Here is a 24,370-nt window from a genome sequence, read left to right on the forward strand (position 1 = left end):
TCATTTGGGGGGCTGTAAATGAAGAAACACAGCAAGCTGGCCAAAAATTCGATGCTGTTGCTTGGCATCTCTATCCTTCTGGGAACGGCGGCACTCAGCGGATGCAGCAGCAATTCGGGCAATACAGGCAACGCGGGTACAGCAACCGGGTCATCCAATTCAGGTGCAGGGATTGATCACAGTCAGCCCCTGACCATTACCGTGTTCGACAATGCGGCGAATTACCAGGGAGAGCAGACCGGGTGGTATGGAAAGCTGATTAAGGATAAATTCAATATCACATTAAATATTCTGTCTCCGCAGGTTGCCGGTGATCAGTTATACAAGACGCGGTCGGCATCGGGAGATCTGGGAGACCTCCTGATTATCGACAACAGCCAGCTGGAGGAATTAATTCCGGCAGGACTTATTATGGATATCACGGATAAGATCAAGAATACCGAGTACCTCTCCAAATATGTTGACAATCACTTCAAGCCCTTCAATGCTGCATTCGAAGCTACAAATCCTGAAGGTAAAATTTATGCGCTGCCGACTTTTGTATCGGACACTTCCCCGACAACCTTCTCGGAAGAAATCCCTTACTCCAGTCCAATTATGCCTTGGGATTATTACAAGGGGATCGGCGCTCCCAAGCTGAACAATCTTACTGATCTGATGAACGCACTGAAGCAGATGCAGGCGAAATATCCCAAGACGCCGGACGGAAAACCAATCGTCCCAATTACGCTGTGGAAGGATTGGGACAACGGAAGCATGGAGAATGTTCGTTGGTTAAGCAACTGGTACGGCTATGAGCAGCCTACCGGAACCTCGACAATTCAAATGAATGCAAAAGGCGATGTCGTTCCGCTCATTGACGACAACAGCATGTACAAGAAAATCCTCAAGTTCTATTATGACGCCAATAAGATGGGGCTGGTTGACCCCGACTCGCCATCTCAGGATTGGAATAAAGTCTCTGAGAAGCTTACGAACAAACAGGTTCTGCTCTTATGGTATTCATGGCAAAGGGGCTTCTACAATACCATTGAAAGAGGGAATAAAGGCGACGGCAATGTTGCCATTCCGATTGCCGATACCCATATTATCCAGAACAGTGATGCCTACTTCGGCAACGGCAGAGTATTTGCTGTCGGCTCGAAAGCGAAGAATCCTGACAGAATCATTGAATTTATGGATTGGCTGGCCTCACCTGAAGGTCTGCGCTACTACACCAATGGATTTGAAGGCTTCAATTACGAGAAAACGGCAGACGGCAAGTTCAAGCTGACTGAAGTAGGGCAAACCGCTTTCCAGGAGAATACTCCTGTTCCTGAGCAATACGGAGGCGGAGGATATCAGGACGGTCAGAGCAAGCTCAACACTATGATTATGAGCGATTTCGTAGTCGATCCGGAAACGAAAGAATTCTACAACAGCACTTACTGGAGCTCAACCATTGAGGCGAACAAGACTATTCTGACTACGGAATGGCAGAAGGCTTATAATGCAACCACTCCTACAGAGTACTATCAGAAGAACAATATGATAGATATTGTGCCGAACATCAATACAAGTCTCGGCTCGGATTCGTCAGACATCAAGAATAAACGAAGCCAGATCTCGGACTATGTTAAGAATACCTCCTGGAAAATGATCTTTGCCAAGGATCAAGCCGAATTCGATCAGCTCTGGACCAAGCTGAAGACCGATGTCGTCGGTCTCGGCTGGAATGATGTCCTTGCCACGGATACGGAAAGAGCACAAAAAATCATTAAAATGCGTGCCGATGCGGTCGCGAATAAATAAAACATTGCAAGCTAAGGGACGTTCTCAGGCAGATATGATATGGCTGCCGGGAACGTCCCCTTTTTGTCGTATATGGCTGCAAGCAGCGGGTACCTGCGGGCGATCAGCTAAAATATGAGCTTGGAGAACTGGTACAAGCCGTTCTTCCAGACCGGCCAATCATGATCACCGTGCTCTTCTACCCAGATATGCGGCACGGAATGCTGCGATAAATAGGCATGCGTCCGGTCACTGACATTCTTGAGATTGTCCAGATCACCGCAGGATAGCCAGAGCAGGCTGAGCAGCTCTGCTGCCTTCTGCGGTTCCGGCACCAGCAGCTCGGGCAGCTTCGTATTGGGAGCCGGGGAGAACGCCCCAACCCAGGCGAACCGGTCCAGATTGTTCAGACCGATATTCAGGGATTGCCCTCCGCCCATGGATAATCCGGCAATGGCGCGGTGCATCCGATCCGTCAGGACCGAATAGTTCGCTTCGATATAAGGAATAAGATCATGGAGCAAATCCGATTCGAAGGTCTCGAAGGCCTGTAGCTTGTCGGGAGCAAAAATATCTCCTTCCGCCCGGTCATTTGGCATTGCCCGGCCGTTCGGAAGAACGACGATCATGGGCTTCAGCATGTGATCGGCATACAGATTGTCCAGGATAATCTGGGGCTTGCCGTGATTGTACCATTCCTCCTCATCTCCGCCAATCCCGTGCAGCAGATACAAGACGCTGTATTTCTGTCCGGCGGAATAGCCGGGCGGCGTATATACCATGGCCTTACGGGTGCTGCCTACAGCTGCAGAGGGATATTCTATTGTACGGATCTCCCCCCGCTCAATGCCTTCCCGCTCCGTGTCATATCCGGCCGTTTGTATCGTATAATTCGGATTGCTCTCGTTCATTGAAGTTCATTCCTCTCTTAGCTATGAATGGATTGCCGCTTGAAATGCTGCTCGACCAGAAATTGCATCAGCTCACCCGGAGGCTCCTTCACAAATTCTGCCTTGTCCGCAAATACCATGCTGTAAGGCGCTTCCGGCGTACACGGCTTCCAGAGAGGCAGCTCCTCACCAGTGGAATCCTTGCCGTTCGGATCGCCTGTGCCAATGAAATAGGCAAGATAATTGCACATCTGGCGGGCAAGATCATAATGCTTGCCTACAAAAGGCCGCCAGCATTTGGCCAGCGTCTCGAAGTGAAACCACAGATCTACCGAATGGAAGGTTCCCGGATGATCCCAGCCCGGAATTTCGGCATCAAAAGTGTAATAATACATCGGGACACCGCTGCCGGAATCGCTATTGGCCTTGACCGCAACGCGGACCGCATATTCAACATTGCTCACGGTAGCCTTCTGAAGCATTTCCTCCAGCTTCCCTGAATCGGCAGCGCATAGCTTAAGGTACTCTTCCGCTTCCCCGCCGAACATTTCCACAGCCAAGGCTCTGAATTCGTCCACACTGCCGGTGACAGGAACTCCGAAAAATTCGGAGGAGGTATTTCCCAGCATGACCGGCACCTTATGGTGCTGCCCCTTCAGAAAAAGGTTGTACGGGTTGCCCGGACAATAGTGATCATCTATAGCCGTCCCCCAGAATTTGCCGTACTCCAGCATTTTATCGCGGATATAGACTGCACCCAGCTTCCGGGCCTCTTCAAGGGTCGATACTCCCATAAATTCAAAAAAATCTGCTCCCTGCTCTTCAGCCTCACTAAGTGTATGGTCCATCGGAGGCATCGGGTTGTTCGGGTACAGCGGAGTAAAGACCCCGCTCATAATCACAGCCCGCTGAAACAGCCCTTCATTCTGCGGCGAGGTCAGCTGGCTCAGCACACTCCCGCCGCCGGCCGATTGTCCCCCGATGGTGATTCGATCAGGATCTCCGCCAAAAGCAGCGATATTGCGTTTCACCCACTGCGTTCCCGCCTGCTGATCCAGATGCCCGAAATTTGCGGGAGCCCCGGGAGACTCGGCAGTAATCTCGGGATGGCACAAAAAGCCAAACGCATTCAGACGGTAATTCACGGTCACTACGACAATCCCCCGGCGGGCAATACGTTCACCGTCAAATTCCATTTCGGACGTATAGCCGACCTGAAGTCCTCCGCCAAAATACCATACAAAAACGGGAAGCTTCTCATCGGTTCTGACGGCCGGTGTCCAGACATTCAGGTACAGGCAGTCCTCATCCATCGGAAGATCGGGATCAACCGCCCATTCACGGGAATACACATTATTCTCATCTATGACGATCGGAGCCTGCATCGAAATGGGGGCAAATTCAAACGCTTTCAATTTCCCTTCCCAGTTATGCGCAGGCTGGGGAGCACGCCAGCGGTTCTCCCCCACAGGCGGGGCCGCAAACGGAATTCCCTTGAAGCTGGTAATGCGCGGATCAGCCGCAGGCAGTCCTTGGACAACACCATTTTCCACACTTACTTCTCTTAACATAGCTTTGCTCCTTTCAGGATATAAGCGCTTACCTCTTTGTTTATTCGATAAACAAAGTCCAAAATCCTCTTTATTTTTTCAGCTCACAGCCAAAAAATAACCATAAAAGATACTTCTGCCTACATACAAAAGGACCGGTTGCCCTGTACGGAGTGCAGACGGTCCTCTTTATACGCAGGCTCCAGGTAAGGGAAGACACGCTCTGCTCAAACGCCGAGCGCCGCTTACCCTTTTACCCCGCTACCATCATGCCTTTGACAAAATATTTTTGCAGGAACGGATAGACCATAATGATCGGCACCGAGGCCACAATCGTCATTGTAGCACGGACTGACATAGGCGTTACCGCGTTCTGCTGTCCTCCCGTTGCCCCCTGAATCATGCCGTCCAGGCTGGTTGTGCCGGTGGTCGTATTAGCTGCGGATATCTCCATCATGCTCCTTTAAATAGAGATCAGGCACGATAAAGCCGAATGCCCGGGGGTGCTCGTACACAATCGGAGTCTCAGCACAAAGCAGCTGAATGGCTTGCTGAATCCCTTCTTTCAGGTCTGCCTTGACAGGCATGGGCCGGTCTCCCCAGGGGAACACATTATTGACTTCCAGCAGCACATAAGTAAACGCCTTGGCCCCCGCCCATTGCTTTTCCCATACTTCAAGAAGGCCGTTCTTGGGTTCACCACGGATGAGGGCTTCGACCAGCTGCTCTCCCTCATGAATACTGAGCCGGTCCTTTAGCTGCTTCTGCACAGAAAACTTGTCACGAAATTTATGAAGCGCTTTCAAAATCTCGTTCTCATTAATCGGCTTAAGCACATAATCGAGTACGCCATACCGAACCGCCTGCTGCGCGTAACGAAAATCATTGTAGCCGCTGATGATGATAAATCCAGTGTCAAGCTGCTCCTCCGTTACGGCTTGAATCAGCCCGATTCCGTCCAGACTCGGCATGCGGATATCAGTAATAACCAGATGCGGCCTCTTCTTCCGAATTAAGTCCAGCGCGTCTTCTCCATTGTCCGCCTCATCTATAACCTGAAAGCCGCTGCTCTCCCAATCAATCATTTCAATTAATCCCTTACGGACAAACAATTCATCATCGACAATAATGATTCCGTACATCATGATTCACTCCCTTTCATCCTAACAAAGGAACCCCCGGCCTATGTGAACGGTCAAGGGTTCCAACTGCTATTTCTATGATTGAAGATTCGATTAAGCTAATCTGCGGTTTAACCTACGGTCACTTCAATGAATACTTTTTTCAGCTCCTGGTTCAGATCCTTATCCTCTGTCAAATCCAGAACCGGAACACCATCAATGTCAAAATGCACGCGGCGCAAGCCGGAGCTTCTCGGTCCGTCAATTCCCGGTCTTGCGTGGTAGGCGTTCCAAATGACCCCATCCTCGTCCGTCACATAGGAGTTGTGGCCCGGCCCATATTCCCCCGGCACACTTCTGGAGGTCAGCAGCGGATAATTCCCTTTGGTCCAACTGCTGATATCCAGCAAATCCGCGCCCTTCTCGGCTGTCAGAAGACCCACGACATAGGTTGCATCCACCGCCGCGCTGGCAAAGGTCAAGAATAATTTGTCACCCGAATAAAGGGCGAATGGACCTTCATCCACAAAGGTGTGATTATTAGCCCAGCCATAATCGGGCTTGGTCAGCAGCACCGGATCACTCGTCAGTCTCCACGGCTCCTGCGGGTCGATTGTCGCGATATAAATCCAGGCACCAAGATCGACAGGCAGGAACTCGCGCTCCGACCATGCGGCGTAATACTCTCCGTTCCATTGAATGATGGTCATATCGAGAGAAATGGTCTTGCCTGCTTCACACAGATACGAACCGTCTTTCTTCACTACACGCATGGGCATCGACCAATCGGCAGCACATACCGGATTACCACCTGCCCTTAGCTTCATGACATGCGACTCTTCATACAGAAATTCACCCGGTGTTGCTGCATGAAAAATATACAGCTCCTCCTCAATGATATGAAATTCCGGTGCCCACAATAGCCCGCCAATCTGCTCATAAGTATTCGAATCCAGGATCAATACTTCCTCGGCATTTACCAGTCCGGGGATCGTATCGGCTTCCCGCATATATAACGTGTGATTCTGGTCTGCATCGTTGGTGGCAATGAAATAATATTTTCCTTTCCATTTTGCAATACAAGGGTCCGCCCGGTGCAGCGCCATCGGAAACGGGTAATGCTCCTGATGGACTTCACCGGAAATTCTGTAGGTTCCCGCCTTGTTCCAATTGATCTCGTCCGTATTCCAATTCACCCTTTTCACTGATTGGGTGCCGTCGCTGTACAGAGCGGTAGCCCGGATGGCTGTCAAATCCTCTTCCGATGCCGCTGCCACGCGGTCCGGGACTTCAATCGCAATGTTAGTCGGAACTGTAAGCTTACAATAGAGCCTGTGGAATATTTCCTTCTGTACCGGGATGAAGTTGCGCGGCAGTATCCCTTCAATATCAGCAAGCACTGTATCCAGGGCAGGAGGCTGGGCCGATTCCGGTGCCGAGATATCCTTCAAGCTCATAATATCAGTAATAAAATTCTGATAACCGTTCCCCAGCTCATCGTTCCAGCGGATCAGGTAGCCCTTCCGGTCAGCATCGTACTCACAGGAGACATCGCTTACAAAGGTATCTGCCTTAAGATCCAGCAGTCCAATTTCGTTGTATTGCAGCAAATCAGCGGAAGAGAACAGCAGCACCTTTCCCTTGCTCTGTGCATCGGCTTCCCCCTCTGCCTCCGTACGAACAGCGATCACTCCGAAATTCCCCTCGGCTGTGTGGAACAAGTACGGGTTCTTCAAGCTTTTGGCCTGGAGTGAACCATCCTCATTCACTGTCGCCTTGGCGAATAAAACCCCTGAATTATGGTTCAATTCCTGAAAAAAAAGCCCGTCCTTGCTGTAAGCCAGATGCATGCTGTACGCCAGCTTCGGAGCATATACCATGTCCTCCTGCGGCAGCCGGGTATAGCAAAGGATATAATTCCGCTCTTCGTTTGGTTGTGGTATCATGAAACAAATGACCCTCCTTCATATTGATGATTCCTAATAACCAGAAACTCATAAATCAATGATAGAATCCAGAAATCTTCCCAAATACCCTTTATTTACAGTATAAATTATAGAGAGCTACTGAATTCCAAACAATGATATTTCCTGTCCATTAGTTGATGTATCCGAAGAAAGGAGGAGCCCATGCCCACAATTCGCTACGTAGAATATGATGCTGCTCATCCAAGCGATTTTGTGTACAGCATACCCGAAGGACTGGATGCCTGGCTTCTGGTGCTCACACAAACTGCGGCGTTGTTTGAAGTTAACGGAGACTTGAAGGAGTATCCCGCACACTCTGTTGTTCTCTATCCGCCTAAGCACACCATCTATTACCGCGCTTGTTCCAATAAATACGTTAACGATTGGGTCCGGTTCGATGCGGACGAATCCTATATTACAGAAAATGCTTTGCCTTTTGGTGTTCCATTCTCGCTGCCGGACCCCGGCTATTGCCATCAGTTGTTTCAATTGTTGACCCTGGAGAATACTTTTCAGAATGACTATCGGGAGCTTTCCATCGACTACCTGTTCAGAATCATCTTTAACAAGCTGTTCGAAGCGTCCCAAGACAAGCTGATTCCGCAATATTACAATCTTCTGGACTTGCGCAAGACTCTGTACAATAACCCGGGTCATCCTTGGACTGTTTCATCCATGGCCGAGTATCTGCACATAAGCGCAGGTTATCTGCAGACCATATATAAATCAACCTTCGGTATTTCCTGCATGGAGGACGTCATTCATTGCCGGATTCGGCTGGCCAAAGAAAAGCTTGGCTTTGGCCCGTACAAAATTGCCGAAATCGCAGCGCTCTGCGGCTATGCGAATGTGGAGCATTTCTGCCGGCAGTTTCGGCAGCTTACCGGCTATTCCCCCCGGGCCTACCGTGATAAGCTTGCCTCCAAAGAACCGAGAACCCCGGCAGATTAATAACTTGAGAGCGCCTCTTCAGGTTCAGCTTTCACCAAGGACTGGCAGCGCCGCATCATCGCGCAAGAACAGAGGAATCTGCTGTAGTGGCGCATCCGACACAATGACTTGGCCGCCTGCATATTTTTCACGGGTATAGACATGGGTCCACTGTGACCCGGACGGTAAATATACCTTGCGCTGTCTTTCACCCTCGAACAGCACCGGGGCGACCAGAAGCTCGGGACCGAACATATACTGGTCGTCCACCTCCCAGGCTTCCGGGTCCTGGGGGAAATCATAGAATAAAGGACGCATGGGCGGTGTTCCCTTCTCATGGGCCGCCTTCATCAGCCCGGAAATATAGGGCTTCAGACGCTCTCTGATCTGCATGAATTCCTTGAATATAGCATATGCCTCTTCCCCGTAGCTCCAGACCTCATTATCCGAGCCGCTTCCACAAACGCCTCCTCCCTTCGTTCCGGCAGGCTTAACAAAAGGCTGACGATCCCCGTGGAGCCGGAACACCGGAGAGAAGGCGCCGTATTGGAACCAGCGCACCATCAGCTCACGGAACGAAGGGTCTCCCGGATTGCCGCCGTGAAAGCCGCCGATATCCGTTGTCCACCAAGGAATTCCCGCCATGGCCATATTCAGGCCGGCCCTCACCTGAATGCCCAGGACCTTGAAGCTGGAGTGGATATCTCCAGACCATACCAGAGCGCCGTAGCGCTGGCTTCCCGCCCAGGCGGAACGCACCAGATTGATGATGCCCGATTGTCCCTCGGCGGACATTCCATCGTAAAAGGTCTGGCTGAACTTCACCGGATAGATATTTCCGATTTGCTTGCTGGAGCCGATATGATAACGGTAAATATCATGGTCGTAGACGCTTAGCTCAGGCTCCGCCTCATCGAGCCAGAATACCCGGATGCCTTTGTCATAATAGTTCTGTTTAATCAGTCCCCATAGAAACTGACGGGCTTCGGGGTTGGTTGCATCAAAAATAGCATTTTGTCCAAGAAACTGGAACTGTGTGCGTACACCGCGATCAGAGCGGAGCAAATATCCCTTTTCCAGCATCTCCTGATAGTTTTCGCTCTCCGTCTGCACAGTCGGCCATATAGAGACCATCAGCTCGATGCCCATTTTCTTCAGCTCCTGCACCATAGCCTCAGGGTCAGGCCAGTAGTCGGGGTCAAATCTCCAGTCCCCCTGATTCGTCCAGTGGAAGAAATCAATGACGATGACATCAATAGGCAGATTCCGGCGTTTATACTCTCTGGCCACCTCTAGCAATTCCTCCTGGGTACGGTAGCGAAGCTTGCATTGCCAGAAGCCCATGCCATAGTCCGGCATCATCGGCACCGTCCCGGTAGCCTTGGCATAGGCTTCCTCAATTTCGGCAGGGGTATCACCGGCTGTGATCCAGTAGTCCAGTTGCTTGGCTGAAGGGGCCGTCCATTCCGTAACATTCAGGCTGAAATGCGCCTGCCCGATTGCCGGATTATGCCACAGAAAGCCGTAACCGGCACTGGACAGCACAAACGGAACACTGATCTGGCTGTTGCGGTGGGTCAGCTCCAGGGAGCAGCCTTTCAAATTCAGAAATTGATGCTGGTACTGCCCCATGCCATACAGCTTCTCGGAAGGGTCCGCTTCCAGCCGGAGCTTCACGGAAAAATCGCTGCCGCCGGGAATGGCCCGGAGCTCTCTTCCGCCATATTTTAATTGATAGGTATCCTCCGTTTCGTTAAGCAACAGCTTGCCATGCTGGTTATAAAAGAAAATCTGCCCCTTGTCCGTGATTTCCGCCCGGATATTCCCATTTACGATCTTCGCACTTTCCTTGGTGATGGTGATTTCACATGGGGTCTGCGGTGCAGGCAAAAGCGCCCAATCCTCATCGGTAATTGCCGAATAGGAAGCGCGGATACGCAGCGAATGCTCTCCCCAAGGCTCGATCCAGACTCTCTCATGGTCATACTCTCTAATCAGTCTGCCATTCTCTTCACGAAACATAGCGTGATACCTCCAACAGTTCTATAATAAGGATGCAACCAAATTATAAAGAGTGCAGAACCGCTATACTATACATAAAAATACGCATCTATCATACGATATTACGTTTTATTGGAGGAGTTAAGAAGATGGGAGCTTGCGAGGACCAGCCTGATTTGTGGAAAAAAGAGCATACAGAAATGCCAGAGGATTTATTTCCGATCAATGTATTTCATATCTGCTTTCCTGACCGCTCCATAATTCCGCCCCATTGGCATGACCATCTCGAATGGATTCTCATTACCAAGGGCAGCTTCCGGGTCCAGGTCGGCCCAAATTCGAGAGAGCTGGTGGAGGGGGAGCTTGCTTTTGTCGGCCAGCCCCAGATTCATGCAGCCTATCCGACAGAGGATGGCAGTGAGCTGTATGCAATCGTCTTTAACGAAGCACTGCTGAACGGAATGAGGGATCATACTGAAATTCAGCACATCCGGCCGCTGCTGTCCGGTGAAATCCGGCTGCCCGAATTCTATTGCGCTGATGGACCGGTTACCAAGCCAATCCGGGATTGCCTTGAACGCATAGTTCACAGTTATCAGCACAAAAGCTTCGGCTATGAACTATGCATCAAAGGCGACCTGTTCTCTTCCCTGGGCCTTGCCTATCCGGTAGCAGAATTCAGACCGGCGAGCTCAAAGGCAGAACGCCGGGAGACGGGAATTCAGCCCGTACTGATTCATCTCAGCAACCATTTTCATCAACCGCTGACGGTGGAGGAGGCTGCCCGGATATGCTGTGTCACACCCAATTACTTCTGTCATTTATTCAAAAAAAACACAGGGAAAACCTTGATCGAATATGTGAATATGCTCCGGGTACATGAAGCCTGCAGACTGCTGCAGCTTCGCCGGCATTCCATCCAGGAGGTTGCCTATAGGGTCGGCTTTTCCAACCTGACGTATTTCGGAAGAATATTCAAACGAATCACCGCCATGACTCCGAGCGATTACGTTACCCATTTTTCCTGACCGAAGCTGATCTGCAGAGATCCGAAGGCTTACGCCTGATTCTGCCTATGATAATGGAAATAATCGAAATCGGCATAGCCGCCGGACAGCTTGGTCGCATAATTGAACAGGCCAATCCGGTACCCCATAAAATGATCCAGCGTGTATTTCATGTGCAGCGTCCGGCCAATCGTCTTCCAATCGTTTCCGTCCACCGAGTAAAAGAAATTGGCCTGATCCAGACTATTCTCAAAATTGAAATCAATTCTAAAATAAGCCCGGTCACCGGTGAACTCTACACTCTCCACTGTCTCCTCGCAGCCATCGCCGTCATTGACACACATGACCACGCTGAACTGGCCTTGCTCCCCGGCGGCGATCCCAACAGTGCCAAATTCGTTTTGCAGCGCCACCATACCCGCCCGGTCTCCGGGCTGCATGCCGGAGAGGTCCAGCACCGTCTCCGCGCTGCAGGCTGGACCTTCCGTTCGCTGCGTTAGCGTGTTGCGCGCCTGCAGGATGCTGTCCGCCGCTTGCCCGGTGCGCAGCCGCAAATGCCCCGGCCGCTCCGTGACAGACCATAGCCCGTTGTCGGGATTATGGTTCCACTGCCAGTTCAGCGCCAGCCGATTACTCGCATAGTCGAACTCATCGCTAATGACCAGCGGCTTCCGGCCTTCGGCAGGAAGCTTCGTCGCAAAGACCTGAGGCACCGTGCCGTTCTCCCCGATGACCGGCCAATCGTTCTCCCAGCTTACGGGAAGCACGCAGGGAATCCGCCCGACAGCATCATGATCCTGGAACAGCACCGCGTACCAATCGCCCCCCGGAGTATCAACAATGCCGCCTTGTGCGACACCGTTATTATGATAGCCCAGAGCATCATCCAGAATAACCCTCCGCTCATAGGGACCCAGAAGCTCGCGTGAACGGTAGCATAGCTGGCGTCTGCGCTGATTGCCGGTTCTCGGCCATTCAATAAAGAATAAATAGTAATAGCCATTCAGCTTATACGCATGACAGCCTTCGATCCGCAGCCCGATCTCTTCCCGTTCGCCTTCAAGCAGCAGCTGGTCGGTTCCGCCAGGCTTCACCTTCGTTAGATCCTCCGTCAGCTCCTTGATTCGGATATCGCCATTCCCGTAGATCACATAGTTGCGGTTATCGTCATCCAGCAGCAGCCCCGGATCATGATGAAGCCCCGGAATGACTGAACGCTCCCATGTTCCATGCTCAATATCCTCTGTCCGGTAGATATAGAACTGATCCATGTCATTGGATGAGAAGATGACGTAGTAGAAACCGTCCTTGTATCGGAGGGAGGCCGCCCAGGAGCCTTTGCCGTAAATGCCTTTGCCGTCCAGCAGCCGGTGGGCCTCGTTATCCTCAAAGGTATCATATACATAATTAACAATTTCCCAATCGTTCAGATTGACCGATTTCATGATCGGACAGCCCGGCATGGAATGCATGCTGGTGCTGACCATATAGAACACAGGCCCAACCCGGATAACGTCAACATCCGGGACATCTGCCCACATAATAGGATTGGTAATGATGGCGTTATTCAATATATTGCCCTCCTTGGAATTAGCCCTGCCGCTCTGTAAATTGCCAGTCTTCCAGCTTGAAGAGACCGGTCCCGCTCTTCCCCGCAAACACCAGATACAGGTGATGGACTCCTTCCGCTCCCTTGACCTCCGTCTTCAGCTCCACCCATTCCTCCGGCCCATCTGCCGCAGGTACAGACAGCTTGCCAACCAATGCACCATCCGGCTCATCCAGATGCAGTTCAAGGGTTCCGCCGCCTTCAAGGCCCATAACCGAAGCGCTGAACGCTTCCGCTCCCTGGCTTCCGAAGTCTACCCCGGATAACCCGATCCAGTCGCCATTGTCAATATCCGTTACAATCCATTCTCCGCTGGCTGCCTTGAATTCCGTCGTTACCCCCGCACTCCACCCCATCGTCGCCGCCTGTACGCGTTCATATGGGTTCAAGGATTTGATCTGCTGCACGCCCTTGTAGTCGGCTTCAATATTCTGGATGGTGCCATCCTCATTATGGGAGAGGCGGTTCAGATGCGTCGAACGATAGCCGTTCGCAATGCCCTGTGCCTTGGACAAGGTCTGTGCATGATAAGCGATGTACCATTCGTCATGAAATTGGAAAATCGCATGATGGTTGTTGCCGGATACTCCGAAGAAATGTCCCGGATTCTTCAGAATCGTCTCATGATATGTCCAGGGACCCATTGGCTTGTCGCTCGTCATATACGCGATCTCTCCCGCAGGAGGACTGCCTTCGGGACGTTCCCCGTCATAGAAGTTCGAGCAGTAGGTGTAGTAGTATACGCCGCTGCGCTTATGTATCCCGGCATCCTCGAACATGAAGGGGGCTGGAATAACCTCAGCAGTACCAACCACGCTGGTCATATCATCCCCCAGCATCATGACCCGTGCTGTACCAGGCTCGGCGAACTGTCCTTCCGGGACTCCGCCGCCGAAATAAATATAGCCTTTGCCGTCGTCATCAACCAGAACCGCCGGGTCGAACAGCCAGGTTACATCCTCGACCCCTGGAGTAGAGCGCAGAATCAGCGCCTCCCCGATGGGGTCGATCCATGGCCCCACCGGACTGTCACTCGACAGAACGCCGATGCCGCTGGCATTATTGGCGAAGTACAGGAAGAACCTGTCCTTGCCGCCGATCACTTTATGGACTGCCGCAGGCGCCCATGATTGGGTAGCCCACTTGGCCGCCCCTTCCGGTCCGGCCACCGCGATCTCGCCGTGATCGGTCCAGTTGACCAGATCACCCGAGGAAATTACCGCAATCTTATTGATGCTGCTGTAGGTATTCTCCTTCACCGTGCCGTTCCCGTCGTATTCCAGCGCATCATTGGTCATGTACAGATAGACCCTGTCCCCGAATACCAGTGCATAAGGATCAGCTCCGTATCTGTGTGCAACCAGCGGATTGCCGCTTGCCGGGACCTTTCCAACGGCCTGATTCAGTTGATTTGTCATTTGATTCCCTCCATTATTGTTATGCATTTCAAATTTCAGTGAATGTTATAATTTCGAAGCTGCCAGCGTGACAAGCCGTCCAAACGAAGCTTTGGGCTGCCTGTGCTCGTCAAACAGAAACGGCCAGTTTTTGCGTCCGCGCACCGGGAACCCGTCCAGCCAGGTGTAGTCATCGGCCACTCCCCAGAAGGTAACAGAATCAATGGCCCCTCTGTATTCCAGCAACAGGGCAAAAATCTCGGCATAACGTTCCTCTTGCAGCTTCAGCATCTCTTGTGTTGGCGCTTTCAAATCCGTTCGCTTATCCTCAAACCGGAACATCGAGAGGTCCAGCTCGGTAATGTGGATTCTGACGCCAAGAGAAGCGTACAGCTCAAGCGCACTGCGGATTTCGTCAATGGACGGACCATAGATATTCCAGTGGGCCTGCATGCCTATGCCGTGAATCGGCGTATTCTGATCGAGCAGGCTGCGGACCAGCTTGTAGATTTTGTCGCGCTTGACAGGGTCGGTCTCGTTATAGTCGTTGTAGAACAGCAAGGCGTCCGGGTCGGCCCGATGAGCCATTTCAAATGCCTGCTGGATATAATCCTCCCCGATGATTTCCAGCCACTTGGTATCCCGCAGGTATTGATCGGATTTATCCTCAATGGCTTCATTGACCACATCCCAGGCATAGGCCTTTCCCCGGTATCTTCCCATGACAGTGTTAATGTGGGTTTCCAGACGGCCGAGCAGCTGCTCTCTGGTGCAAGGCTCGTCCGCCGTATTGCGGAACATCCAGTCCCCCGTCTGATTGTGCCAGAGAAGCGTATGGCCCCGGACTGCAATGTTATGGGCTTCTGCGAACGCAAAGATGCTATCGGCAGAATCAAAGGTATAGATTCCTTCTTGCGGCTGGACTTCTTCCGGCTTCATTACATTTTCGGCGGTAATGCTGTTGAAATGCTTGGCAATGAAAGAAGCTTGAGCAGATACAACATCCATACTAACCGCTGCGCCAATTTTGAAGGCATCCCGGAACACTTCATGCAATGCGGGTAACCCGCTGCTTGCCTGAGTCATCATCTAAAGCCTCCTAATTAGAATAATTCAGACAGTTCAAGTCTATGATATCGCTTTTGTATGCGTTTTCCATTACCAGATTAAAGAAGTATACCCATCATCCTTCAGATCGAGCCCGGTTGCGGTAAGCGACAGGTTTCAGCGCAGTCCGTTTCTCGAACTCTTTTAAAAAATGGTGGTAATGCAAATAACCCACATGATCCGCAATGCTCCGAACGGTGTCGTTTGTTTCGATCAGCCGCCTTTTGGCTGCTTCTATACGCAAATTATGAATATGCTCAAGAATGCTGATTCCATGCTTCTTGATGAAAGCCTGGCCCAGATATACCGGATTGATATAGAAGTGCTCCGCAATCTCTTTTACCGTCAACGGCCTCGAATAATTATCCTTCAAAAAATACTCCACCCGTATAAGCGGATGCTCAGAGCTGCGGCCCTTATGCTGCCTAATATACTCCATGCAGGAATTCAACACTATCTGGAGAGTGTCTTCCAGCGCTGCGAGCGACCTTGGCTCCGTTTTAAAAAATTCAAAAGATTCGCCCCACTGCTCAGCCGTCCCTCCGAACTCCTGCACCAGCTCTATACTTTTCAGCATGATATCAATACTGGTCATCCGAACAACCTCAGGGGCAGTCCTATCCTGTCTGAACCTCCTGAACATTTCCTTTAATTTCTCACTAGCTTTCTGGTCTTGCAATCTTTCTACTGCACTCATCAGCTCCTCTATCAGACCTGCGGAAGGAAGATTATAACTAAGCTCGCTCCGGGCATCCGTCGCGGTATCAATGGGCCCGCCCCCCTCCGAATAGAACAAGTGACGAGCAGCGGCCCCAGCCGCCACCACATAGGAGACGGGCAGCTCCCGAAGAGACTGTACACTCGGACCTATACTCACAGACCCTTTCAAACTATTCTTGGACAAAGCGGCATATACCCGGTTAGCCAGCTCCGCCGTTCGTGCTGAGCTCTCCACGACAAGCCCCGCCTGATCGCCGGGTAAATCAATGAATAAGGCGCCCACCGAGCCGGCGACCTCCCGGCAGATTCCGGTGATATTGCTTTTGGGGCCATTCACATGCAGATATGTCCACCCCGACACCGCCTCGTCCAGACGATCCATTTGTTCGGCAATCTCCTCTTCCGGCTCCGCCCACTGCCCTTCAAGCATACGGGCGATCGCAACGGGAAGAAGCCGGTCCGCCAGCATGTTCTGCTGCATGTTCATCTTGATCCGTGTTTCCAGCTCGTCCGTAACAGCAGCAAGCGCCTTCTCCCATTCCGCTTCAACGGCAGGCTTCAGCAAATAGTGTCTCACACCATAACGGAGTGCTGTCCGTGCGTATTCGAACTCGCCGTAACCGCTGAGAACAATGAAGATGGGCTGCTTCAAATCCAACTGGCGTACGCGCTTGATTAGCTCAAGGCCATCAATGCCGGGCATGCGGATATCTGTAATTACAAGGTCCGGCGAACACTCAGCAACCGTGCTTAACGCCTCTTCCCCGTTCTCGCATGCTCCGCAGATTTCAAAGCCCAGCTCCTCCCAATCGGTCAACGTTCTTAATCCCTCTAATGCAATCGTTTCATCGTCAGCCAAAACCACTTTATACATGTGAATCCTCCAATTGTGGAGCCATTGTCAGATCTATGGGGATTTGAATTGTGATGGACGTCCGTTCATACTCGGTGCTCTCAATGGTAAACCCGGCTCTGCCGTCGTAATACATCATCAGGCGCCTATAGACATTCCGCAGCCCGATATTATTACCGGAATCTTGCTCCGATTGCAGGTGAGACTTGATCCATTCCAGCTTCTCCTTCTCGATTCCCTTACCGTTGTCAGTCACAGCAATTATTAGAACTGCGTCATTCATGAAAGCAGACACGTGAATCTTCCTTGCACCTTTGACCGACTGTAGACCATGCTTGCAGGAATTCTCCACCAATGCCTGGATGCTCATTTTCGGAATCCGGCAATTCAGTACGGCGGGGTCGATATCAATGTCGTAATTGAACCGGCTCTGAAAGCGGAATTTTTCAATCTGCAGATACATTTCAATAAAAGATACTTCTTCCTCGACAGTAATCAAATCGTCCTTCCAGCTCAGCAGCCTGCGCAGGATAAGGGCCAGATTGCGGATTACATCGGTGACCTCTTCATACTTGTATTTCTTGCAAATGACCAATATGGCGTTCAACGTATTAAAGAGGAAATGCGGGTCCACCTGACTTTCCAGATAGTTCAATTCGGCTCGCACCCGCTCAAGCTCCAGGTCCTTTTTCTGAATTTCCAGCTTATACACATCATTGATCAAATTGCGAATTTTCTCTGTCATCAGATTGAAGCTGCGGATCAAACCGCCGATCTCATCCTTCCCCTCATACATATCAATGCTCTCGAACTGTTCATATTTGACAAGCTTCATATGTTTGTAGAGCACTCTGACCCTCAGATTATAAGATTGTATGATCACAATCATCAATACAGTAGGGATAATTATCGTCATAAGGGCAAAAATCAGTGAAACCCGAAGCGCGCGGCTCATTTCATGATTGATCTCCCTGCCCTCCGGAGTTCCGATCAGCCTCCAGCCCTCCGTATATCCTGCATTCCCCAACGTACGGACGATTTGCTTGGACGGCTGGCTATCATCCGTATCAACGTTTAACAAGACGTTTTTATCCAGTGAGAGATAGGAATGATCCGATTCCAGCACAATGCGGTTCTGCTCATCCAGAAGCTTGAACCGCAAATAGTCGCGCTCTTTCTGGAACAGCTCCTGCACATTGTTGAGCCGCAGATCAATTCGCAGATATTTATGGTAGGGCTGTCCTGTAAAGTTATCCAATTTGCGGATAAGACTGACAAACACCTCCTGCTGAGGCGGATTGAGCGGGTTGGTTCCCTGATATGAAGTTAACAGTACCTTATCCGTGCCACTGGAAATTTTGCGGTACCATTCACTCTTCTTGTCGCTGTCTGACAATACAAAGTAACTGCCCCCGCTCTGGATCGTCGGATTCGTAGTATACACACCCATCCAGTAAATATAGGAATGCAGATTGCTGTATTGCCTCAGCTTATCTCTCAGAACATTGTTGTAGGCATCATAATACGCCTCGTTATCGGGATACGCATAATCCATGATTTCATTATAGGTACGGTCTGCAGCAACCGTATTGCTTATCGCCACACATTCATTCACGATTTGCATGAGATCGTAGACCACCCGATCTACAGAAATCTCAAGATTCCCTCTTTCACGTGCATCCACATTACGGCTGATCTGAACATAGAAGAGAGCGTTAATGCTGAGTATAGGGACAAGCACGCACAGCAGATAGATAAACAAAAATTTGAATTTGAGCGGGATATCATTGACGATGGCAGATGGTTTGCGTGTACCCTTCATGCCGCTCCCCTCCTCCCCCTTGAATTAGCCCTTCTTATACACCGAGGGCGAGACGCCATTTAGCGCTTTGAACTTGGCAGCGAACAAATCAGCGTCCGAATATCCCACACGCCCCGAGATATCCGAAATGCACATATCCGTCCGGCGCAGCAGCTTCTTGGCTTCCTCAATGCGGTACTCATGGAGAAATTCATTAAAGGAGATGCCGTAACGTTTCCTGATTCGTTGTCCCAGGTAGGCAGCATTCACATGCAAATGCTTCGCAATGTCCTGCAGCTTCAGCTTCTCCTGATAATGCGCCCGGACATAGCCAATCGCCGCCGTAACAAGCAGGTCCTCCTGATTGTTATCCGCTGAGGCGAACCATGCTGCAACTTCGTGCAGATCCTCCTCCGTCTGCCGCTCAAGCAGCGGCAAGCAGCAGGCGGTTGCCCGGGGCGGAAACCATTTATCCGCCCAAATTGCCGAGTCTCCTCCTCTTGCGTCTATTTCACGGAGCAGCTCAGCTTTGATATTACCCAAGAAAGCGTCGATCCATGCACTTGAAGTAATATCCGCCGAGAAAATTTTAAATACCTCACTCAGTTGGGAGCTTAATTGGTCAAGTCGCCCTTCGGTAACCGATTGAAGCAGCGATTTCTTCAGCCCTGCCGGAAGCATAATCATCTGATCCCTAGCCTGCTTCTGAAAGAAACCGATTTCGTGGTTGTTCAGATCGGGACGGCATTGTTCAGCAGCCAGCGCTTCATGATACGCCGCATTTAGAAATGCTGTGCCGTGATGCTCAAGGCTAGCGGAGAAAAATACCTGTCCACTGTATTGAGTCTGCACTTCATTGATCCAGCTTGCCAGCAGCCTCGGGTCAAGCTCCGGGCCTTCCTGCGGGGAAACCAGCAAGTAGCCATGCTTATGGCTTCCGGCCATAAAAGGATACACGGTTATATTGCGGAAAGTTTCCTCGGCATTCATGGAATAAACCCGGCTTCGCAAATACGGGCTGTTGAGTGAATCCCCTTGGACCAGTACACAGCATATCCGGGAGCCGGGATGTATATCCAGCGTCTCAAGCGCCGCCTTCACTTCCTCCGCAGTATTCTCACGCATTAGAAGACGGGATACGGTTTCGGCCTGCATATAGGCGGAAGCCCTTTCCTGTCTTGAAGCAAGCTTGCGCTCAGCATATATTTGTTCGGATACGGTTTGCAGCGCCTCTGTCAATTCTCTTTCATCCAGTGGCTTGGTTAAATAGTTCGACACGCCATATCTAAGAGCTTCCTTGGCATACGCAAAGTCAGCATAACCACTAATGATGATGAATTTCGGTTGGAAATCGCTTTCAGAAACTTTTCCAATGAGTCCAAGGCCATCAATTACAGGCATACGTACATCGGTTATGACCAAATCAGGCCGTGTGCTATGAATAAGCTGCAGCGCATCTTCGCCATCCAGAGCCTCACCGCACACCTCAAAATCCAGTTCCCCCCAGTCCACCAGGAATCGCAGCCCTTCAAGCATCAGCGGCTCATCGTCAGCAAACAGTACCTTAAGCATTGGCTTCACCATCTTTATTTCTAAATTTTGATTCCGGCAAGCTCACAGTTGTTGAACAGGAGAAACCGCTTCGGCCACTGCCGAAACGGTTTTTTACATATTATCCATTATAATATTTATAACCCAGTTATTCTTTAACACTTCCTAAATTTAATCCTACCACGAAATACTTCTGCAAGAAAGGGTATACGAACAAAATAGGTACTGCAGTTACGATAGTGATGGCTGCACGGATGGAAGCCGGTGTCACCATTGCCTGCACCTGATTATTTTGACCACCTGCCAGCAAGGAAGGATCGTTGTTCGTGCTCATGGTTGAATTCATCAGCTTCATCATTTCATATTGCAGTGTGCTTAGATTGATATCTGAGGAAGCATAAATGAACGTGTCAAACCAGGCATTCCACGCGCCTACGGCGATAAACAAGGCTACGGTTGCTACGACGGGAGTACACAGCGGAAAGATGATTTTCCAGAAGATTCTGAACTCTCCCGCCCCGTCGATCTTTGCAGACTCCGTGAGACCGGCTGGAAGAGACCTTATATACGTCCGCATGATAATCAGGTTGAATGCGCTGACCAAGCTTGGAAGGATATAGACCATAAAGCTATGAAGCAGGCCCAGCTCTTTTATAAGGAAGTAGTTCGGGATCAGGCCGGCATTGAAATACATGGTCAAGATGAACAGTAAGCTAATTTTTTTACGGAAAATGTATTGCGGCTGCGCCAGTGTATACGCCAGCATTGTAGTCAGAAATACGCCGAACACCGTCGAGAGCACTGTACGGGACACAGAGATAAAAGCGGCATGGTAAATCGTCCCTGAAATAAAGACTGCTTTATAGTTCTCCATAGTCCAAGCACGGGGCCATAAATATATTCCACCGGCAAGAGTGTCACTGCCGTCATTTAAAGAAACAGCCAGCGTGTGGAGGAATGGATAGAGTGTGATGGCAACCACAAAGAGCATGAAAAGCGTGTTGATCGTATTAAATACAATCGGCTCAATCCGGCTTGAACTTTTCGTCACAGCTTTCATATGGGCTTCCTCCTTTATATTAACCGCTCTTCGCCGAGGCGTTTTGCGATATAATTTGCGATAAATACGAGTATGACACTGACGACGGTTTTGAAGATCCCTGCCGCCGTAGCCAGAGAGTAGTTCCCCATAGAGATACCATACTTCAGTACAAAGATATCAATGGTTTGCGACCAGTCCACAGTAAGCCCGTTGCCCAGCAAGTATTGAAGTTCAAAACCGGCATCCAGAATATGCCCGATGTTCATAATCAACAAAATAACGAATGTGGCCTTAATCCCCGGCAGAGTAACATAGCGCATCTTCTGAAAACGCTTGGCGCCGTCCATAGACGCTGCCTCATACAGAGCAGGATCAATCGAGGTAATGGCAGCCAGATAAATGATGGTTCCCCAACCCACCTCTTTCCACACGTTCGAGGCCCCGACAATGCCCCAGAAATATTTGCCTTCACTGAGCCACATAATCGGTTCTTTAATTAAGTGAAGCTTCATTAAGACTACATTGACAATCCCGTCATCAATCGACAGTGAAGTGGCAACGATGCCCGCTGCAATAACCCAGGATAAGAAGTGCGGCAAATATGAAATCGACTGAACGATACGTTTGAAAAACTTGACTTTAATCTCATTTAGCAGCAGAGCAAGGCCAATTGCCGTAACCGTACCAAGCACAAGGTTAATAAAACTCATGGCAAGCGTATTGCGCAGCACCATCATAAAAGTCTCATCTGAAAATAGAAATTTGAACTGCTGCAGGCCAACCCATTCCTGCTTTGCGAAGGAAAGCGCCGGACGGTAGTTCTGAAAGGCCATCAGCCAGCCCCAAATGGGAGCATAGTTGAAGATAAGCAAATAAATAGCAATCGGTACGGACATAAAAAGAAGCTGTTTCTGCATTTTTAGCGTCTTCCAGCTAAGGCTCACACCGATTTCCGGATCGACTCTGCGTTTTCGGGTCTTCTGTGTTTTGACCTGTTTGTCCAGTACGGTATCAGACATGTAGTATTCCCCTCCTGTATGATCATTCTCTCCACACTATCCGGATTAATGAAGAGCGGGAAATACGATTTCCCGCTCTGTCTCCAGCTTTGAATTACACTACTTCACGCTCCAGTTTTTGATGCGCTGCTGGATTCCTTCATTAATCCGGTCTTCATATGCCTTAATATCCAGCTTGTGTATCTGGTTGACATAATCCGTCCAGACCCCATCAAAATCAGCCGGGCTGGCCATAATGGCCTTCGGCAAATATTTAATCTGCAGGTCATTCAGCTTGGACTGCGCAAGCTGGGCCGGCGAACCGTCCTTAAGAACGATGGAGTAAGCAGGGAAGTAGATATTATTTTCTTTGGGTTCCTTGAAGAACTCAGACCAAGATTTCTTGTTATACGCCTTCAAGATTTTCTGATCGTAAGGCTTCAGACTGTCGAAGAATTCCTGCGGCTGAGTTCCCGGATCTGCTGAGTTCCCGTCGCTGTAGGTCCCTTGAATTTTCGGCATATATCCATGCATGGTTGTGATCTTGTTAGCGACCTGCCAGCTTGTTTTATCAGCGTTCGCCCGTTGTTCCGGGGTCCGGTAGAACGTACCGTCTGGCTTCACCTCATAGTCTTCGCCTTTGATTCCCCATTGGATCGTTTTCTGCCAATCTTCTGTAATCATCTGATCCCAGAATTTGATAATCCGTACAGGGTCCTTGGCATTGATCGAAATCCCGAATCCGCGGTTGGTGCCGACCGCTCCACGGTCACGATACCATTCCTGCGCGCCCGGATAGAGCAGCGGGAAGCCGATATACGTATTTTGAATTTTGCCTTGGGAGATCAGGGACGTTTCGCCATCCTGGAAGTTCCAGTGCTGGTCAAACATACCGATGACCTTGCCGCTTGCGACCTTAGCCAGGTACTGGTCATAGTTCTGTACGAAGGCTTCTTTGTCCATCAGGCCTTGAGCGTTAATCTCATTGAGCTTCTTGTAATAGGTCTTGGCAATATCCTTATCAGCGAAAATTTGCGCTTTGTTGTTGTCTACAATAACAGCCCCGTCATTAGGGTGGCCCGATAAGTGCTCAGGAGCATTCTGCAGCGGGAACACACGCCAGTCGAAGTTGAGAGATTCAAATCCGATCATATCCGGGTGCTTCGCTTTATATTTTGCGATGATATCAAAGTACTCGTCCAGGGTCTTAGGAGTCGGATATCCCATCTCCTCAAGCACAGCCTTTTGAAGCCAGAAGCCTGGTCCCTGATAAGTCGGTTCAGTAATTTTACCTTGATATACGCCATAGCTTGGCAGAACGTAAATGTGGCCGTCGTTCTCGTCCTTAATCTGATTCCAGACCGCACCATAATGCTTTTTCAGGTTAGGAGCGTACTTCTCAATCAAATCCTCAAGCGGAATGTAAGCTTTGGCATTGATTAATTTGTCATCGCCCGACAAAATGTCCGGGTAGTCTCCTCCGGCAATCATTACCCCCAGCTTTTGCTGCAGGTCACCCACCAGAAATTCCATATTGAAGCTGACGCCGGTCTTGTCTTTAATCAGTTTGAGAATCTTGTTGTCCCCTGTAGGCTGCTGCCCGGGCCCCCCCATAAATACCGAGAATGTTACCGGTGAATTATCGTCCCCGGTTGCCGCCGGACTAGCGGTTCCTCCATTGGTTGCTTTGCCGTTTGTGCTGTTGGTACTGTTTGTGTTGTTCGAGCTGCAGCCGGTCAGTGCCAGTGCCAACGCTAATACACCTGCTGCTGCTGCCTGGGCGGAACGTTTTACCGTTTTATGCATTTGTTATGCCTCCCCTTTTTGGCTAGTTGCTTGTGTTTCTAAGATCACCTGGTGACATCTTTAATTATACTTTCCGAGAATACGCTTACAATTCATAAAGTATAGTTCTACCCCCCACAAAATAAGACACAAAGAAAACGCTTGCTTTTCTGTCCGTGTAAGACTTGCTGCGGTGAACCCGCCGCCCGGCAGAATAGGGCTGGCGTTAAGACGCCAGCCCCTGCCAGTACAAGCTTATTGAACGGACAAA

At 50.3% G+C, this 24,370-nt stretch carries 17 protein-coding genes and 1 pseudogene; 3 read left to right on the forward strand and 15 right to left on the reverse strand.

All coding sequences use genetic code 11. The features are described from left to right. Nucleotides 1–18 precede the first annotated feature (18 nt). Entirely contained in the window at nt 19–1,791 is a 1,773-nt protein-coding gene (locus tag ACX1DY_RS06965; protein WP_458963475.1) for a type 2 periplasmic-binding domain-containing protein, read from the forward strand. 107 nt (nt 1,792–1,898) lie between these two features. Here ACX1DY_RS06965 and ACX1DY_RS06970 read toward each other — a convergent pair whose 3' ends face one another. The 5 genes and pseudogenes from ACX1DY_RS06970 to ACX1DY_RS06990 all read right to left on the reverse strand — a co-directional run bounded on the left by ACX1DY_RS06970 (nt 1,899) and on the right by ACX1DY_RS06990 (nt 7,277). Next, complete coding sequence (locus ACX1DY_RS06970) at nt 1,899–2,681, reverse strand: alpha/beta hydrolase (RefSeq protein WP_458963476.1); 783 nt, start codon at nt 2,679–2,681, stop codon at nt 1,899–1,901. 17 nt (nt 2,682–2,698) lie between these two features. Beyond that, the gene (locus tag ACX1DY_RS06975) at nt 2,699–4,231 is read right to left on the reverse strand and encodes a carboxylesterase/lipase family protein (protein ID WP_458963477.1); all 1,533 of its coding nucleotides are present in this window, start codon (nt 4,229–4,231) and stop codon (nt 2,699–2,701) included. A gap of 232 nt (nt 4,232–4,463) precedes the next feature. Then, nucleotides 4,464–4,583: pseudogene (locus ACX1DY_RS06980) on the reverse strand (carbohydrate ABC transporter permease); the annotation flags it as partial. Nucleotides 4,584–4,644: 61 nt separating this feature from the next. Next, nucleotides 4,645–5,355 (reverse strand): response regulator, encoded by a 711-nt coding sequence (locus tag ACX1DY_RS06985; protein WP_458963478.1) that lies wholly within the window; start codon nt 5,353–5,355, stop codon nt 4,645–4,647. A gap of 107 nt (nt 5,356–5,462) precedes the next feature. Beyond that, nucleotides 5,463–7,277 carry a family 43 glycosylhydrolase gene (locus tag ACX1DY_RS06990; protein ID WP_458963479.1) on the reverse strand — a complete coding sequence of 605 codons (1,815 nt, stop codon included), beginning with the start codon at nt 7,275–7,277 and terminating at the stop codon, nt 5,463–5,465. A 183-nt stretch (nt 7,278–7,460) separates the two neighbouring features. Between ACX1DY_RS06990 and ACX1DY_RS06995 the strand changes: the two genes are divergently transcribed. Further along, nucleotides 7,461–8,249: a helix-turn-helix transcriptional regulator gene (locus ACX1DY_RS06995; RefSeq protein ID WP_458963480.1), complete on the forward strand. Its 789-nt coding sequence runs from the start codon at nt 7,461–7,463 to the stop codon at nt 8,247–8,249. A gap of 24 nt (nt 8,250–8,273) precedes the next feature. Here the strand turns inward: ACX1DY_RS06995 and ACX1DY_RS07000 are convergent, their stop codons facing one another. Further along, nucleotides 8,274–10,250: a glycoside hydrolase family 31 protein gene (locus tag ACX1DY_RS07000; RefSeq protein WP_458963481.1), complete on the reverse strand. Its 1,977-nt coding sequence runs from the start codon at nt 10,248–10,250 to the stop codon at nt 8,274–8,276. A gap of 128 nt (nt 10,251–10,378) precedes the next feature. On the opposite strand from ACX1DY_RS07000, the gene ACX1DY_RS07005 reads away from it, so the two are divergent. Beyond that, nucleotides 10,379–11,257 carry an AraC family transcriptional regulator gene (locus ACX1DY_RS07005; protein WP_458963482.1) on the forward strand — a complete coding sequence of 293 codons (879 nt, stop codon included), beginning with the start codon at nt 10,379–10,381 and terminating at the stop codon, nt 11,255–11,257. Nucleotides 11,258–11,286: 29 nt separating this feature from the next. On the opposite strand, the gene ACX1DY_RS07010 is transcribed toward ACX1DY_RS07005, so the two are convergent. The 9 genes from ACX1DY_RS07010 to ACX1DY_RS07050 all read right to left on the reverse strand — a co-directional run bounded on the left by ACX1DY_RS07010 (nt 11,287) and on the right by ACX1DY_RS07050 (nt 24,120). Further along, nucleotides 11,287–12,807: a glycoside hydrolase family 43 protein gene (locus ACX1DY_RS07010; protein ID WP_458963483.1), complete on the reverse strand. Its 1,521-nt coding sequence runs from the start codon at nt 12,805–12,807 to the stop codon at nt 11,287–11,289. 19 nt (nt 12,808–12,826) lie between these two features. Beyond that, nucleotides 12,827–14,263: a glycoside hydrolase family 43 protein gene (locus ACX1DY_RS07015; protein WP_458963484.1), complete on the reverse strand. Its 1,437-nt coding sequence runs from the start codon at nt 14,261–14,263 to the stop codon at nt 12,827–12,829. A 45-nt stretch (nt 14,264–14,308) separates the two neighbouring features. Then, nucleotides 14,309–15,328 (reverse strand): endo-1,4-beta-xylanase, encoded by a 1,020-nt coding sequence (locus ACX1DY_RS07020; RefSeq protein ID WP_458963908.1) that lies wholly within the window; start codon nt 15,326–15,328, stop codon nt 14,309–14,311. 97 nt (nt 15,329–15,425) lie between these two features. Beyond that, entirely contained in the window at nt 15,426–16,943 is a 1,518-nt protein-coding gene (locus tag ACX1DY_RS07025) for a response regulator transcription factor (RefSeq protein WP_458963485.1), read from the reverse strand. Further along, entirely contained in the window at nt 16,936–18,744 is a 1,809-nt protein-coding gene (locus ACX1DY_RS07030) for a sensor histidine kinase (protein ID WP_458963486.1), read from the reverse strand. Before ACX1DY_RS07030 ends, ACX1DY_RS07025 begins: the two co-directional genes overlap by 8 nt. Before the next feature lie 24 nt (nt 18,745–18,768). Next, complete coding sequence (locus ACX1DY_RS07035) at nt 18,769–20,295, reverse strand: response regulator transcription factor (protein ID WP_458963487.1); 1,527 nt, start codon at nt 20,293–20,295, stop codon at nt 18,769–18,771. 127 nt (nt 20,296–20,422) lie between these two features. Further along, nucleotides 20,423–21,334: a carbohydrate ABC transporter permease gene (locus tag ACX1DY_RS07040; RefSeq protein ID WP_458963488.1), complete on the reverse strand. Its 912-nt coding sequence runs from the start codon at nt 21,332–21,334 to the stop codon at nt 20,423–20,425. A 14-nt stretch (nt 21,335–21,348) separates the two neighbouring features. Then, nucleotides 21,349–22,335, reverse strand: coding sequence for an ABC transporter permease (locus ACX1DY_RS07045; protein WP_458963489.1), 987 nt, complete (start codon nt 22,333–22,335; stop codon nt 21,349–21,351). 99 nt (nt 22,336–22,434) lie between these two features. After that, the gene (locus tag ACX1DY_RS07050; protein ID WP_458963490.1) at nt 22,435–24,120 is read right to left on the reverse strand and encodes a type 2 periplasmic-binding domain-containing protein; all 1,686 of its coding nucleotides are present in this window, start codon (nt 24,118–24,120) and stop codon (nt 22,435–22,437) included. Nucleotides 24,121–24,370 lie beyond the last annotated feature (250 nt).

It is taken from the genome of Paenibacillus sp. BAC0078 (assembly GCF_054483875.1).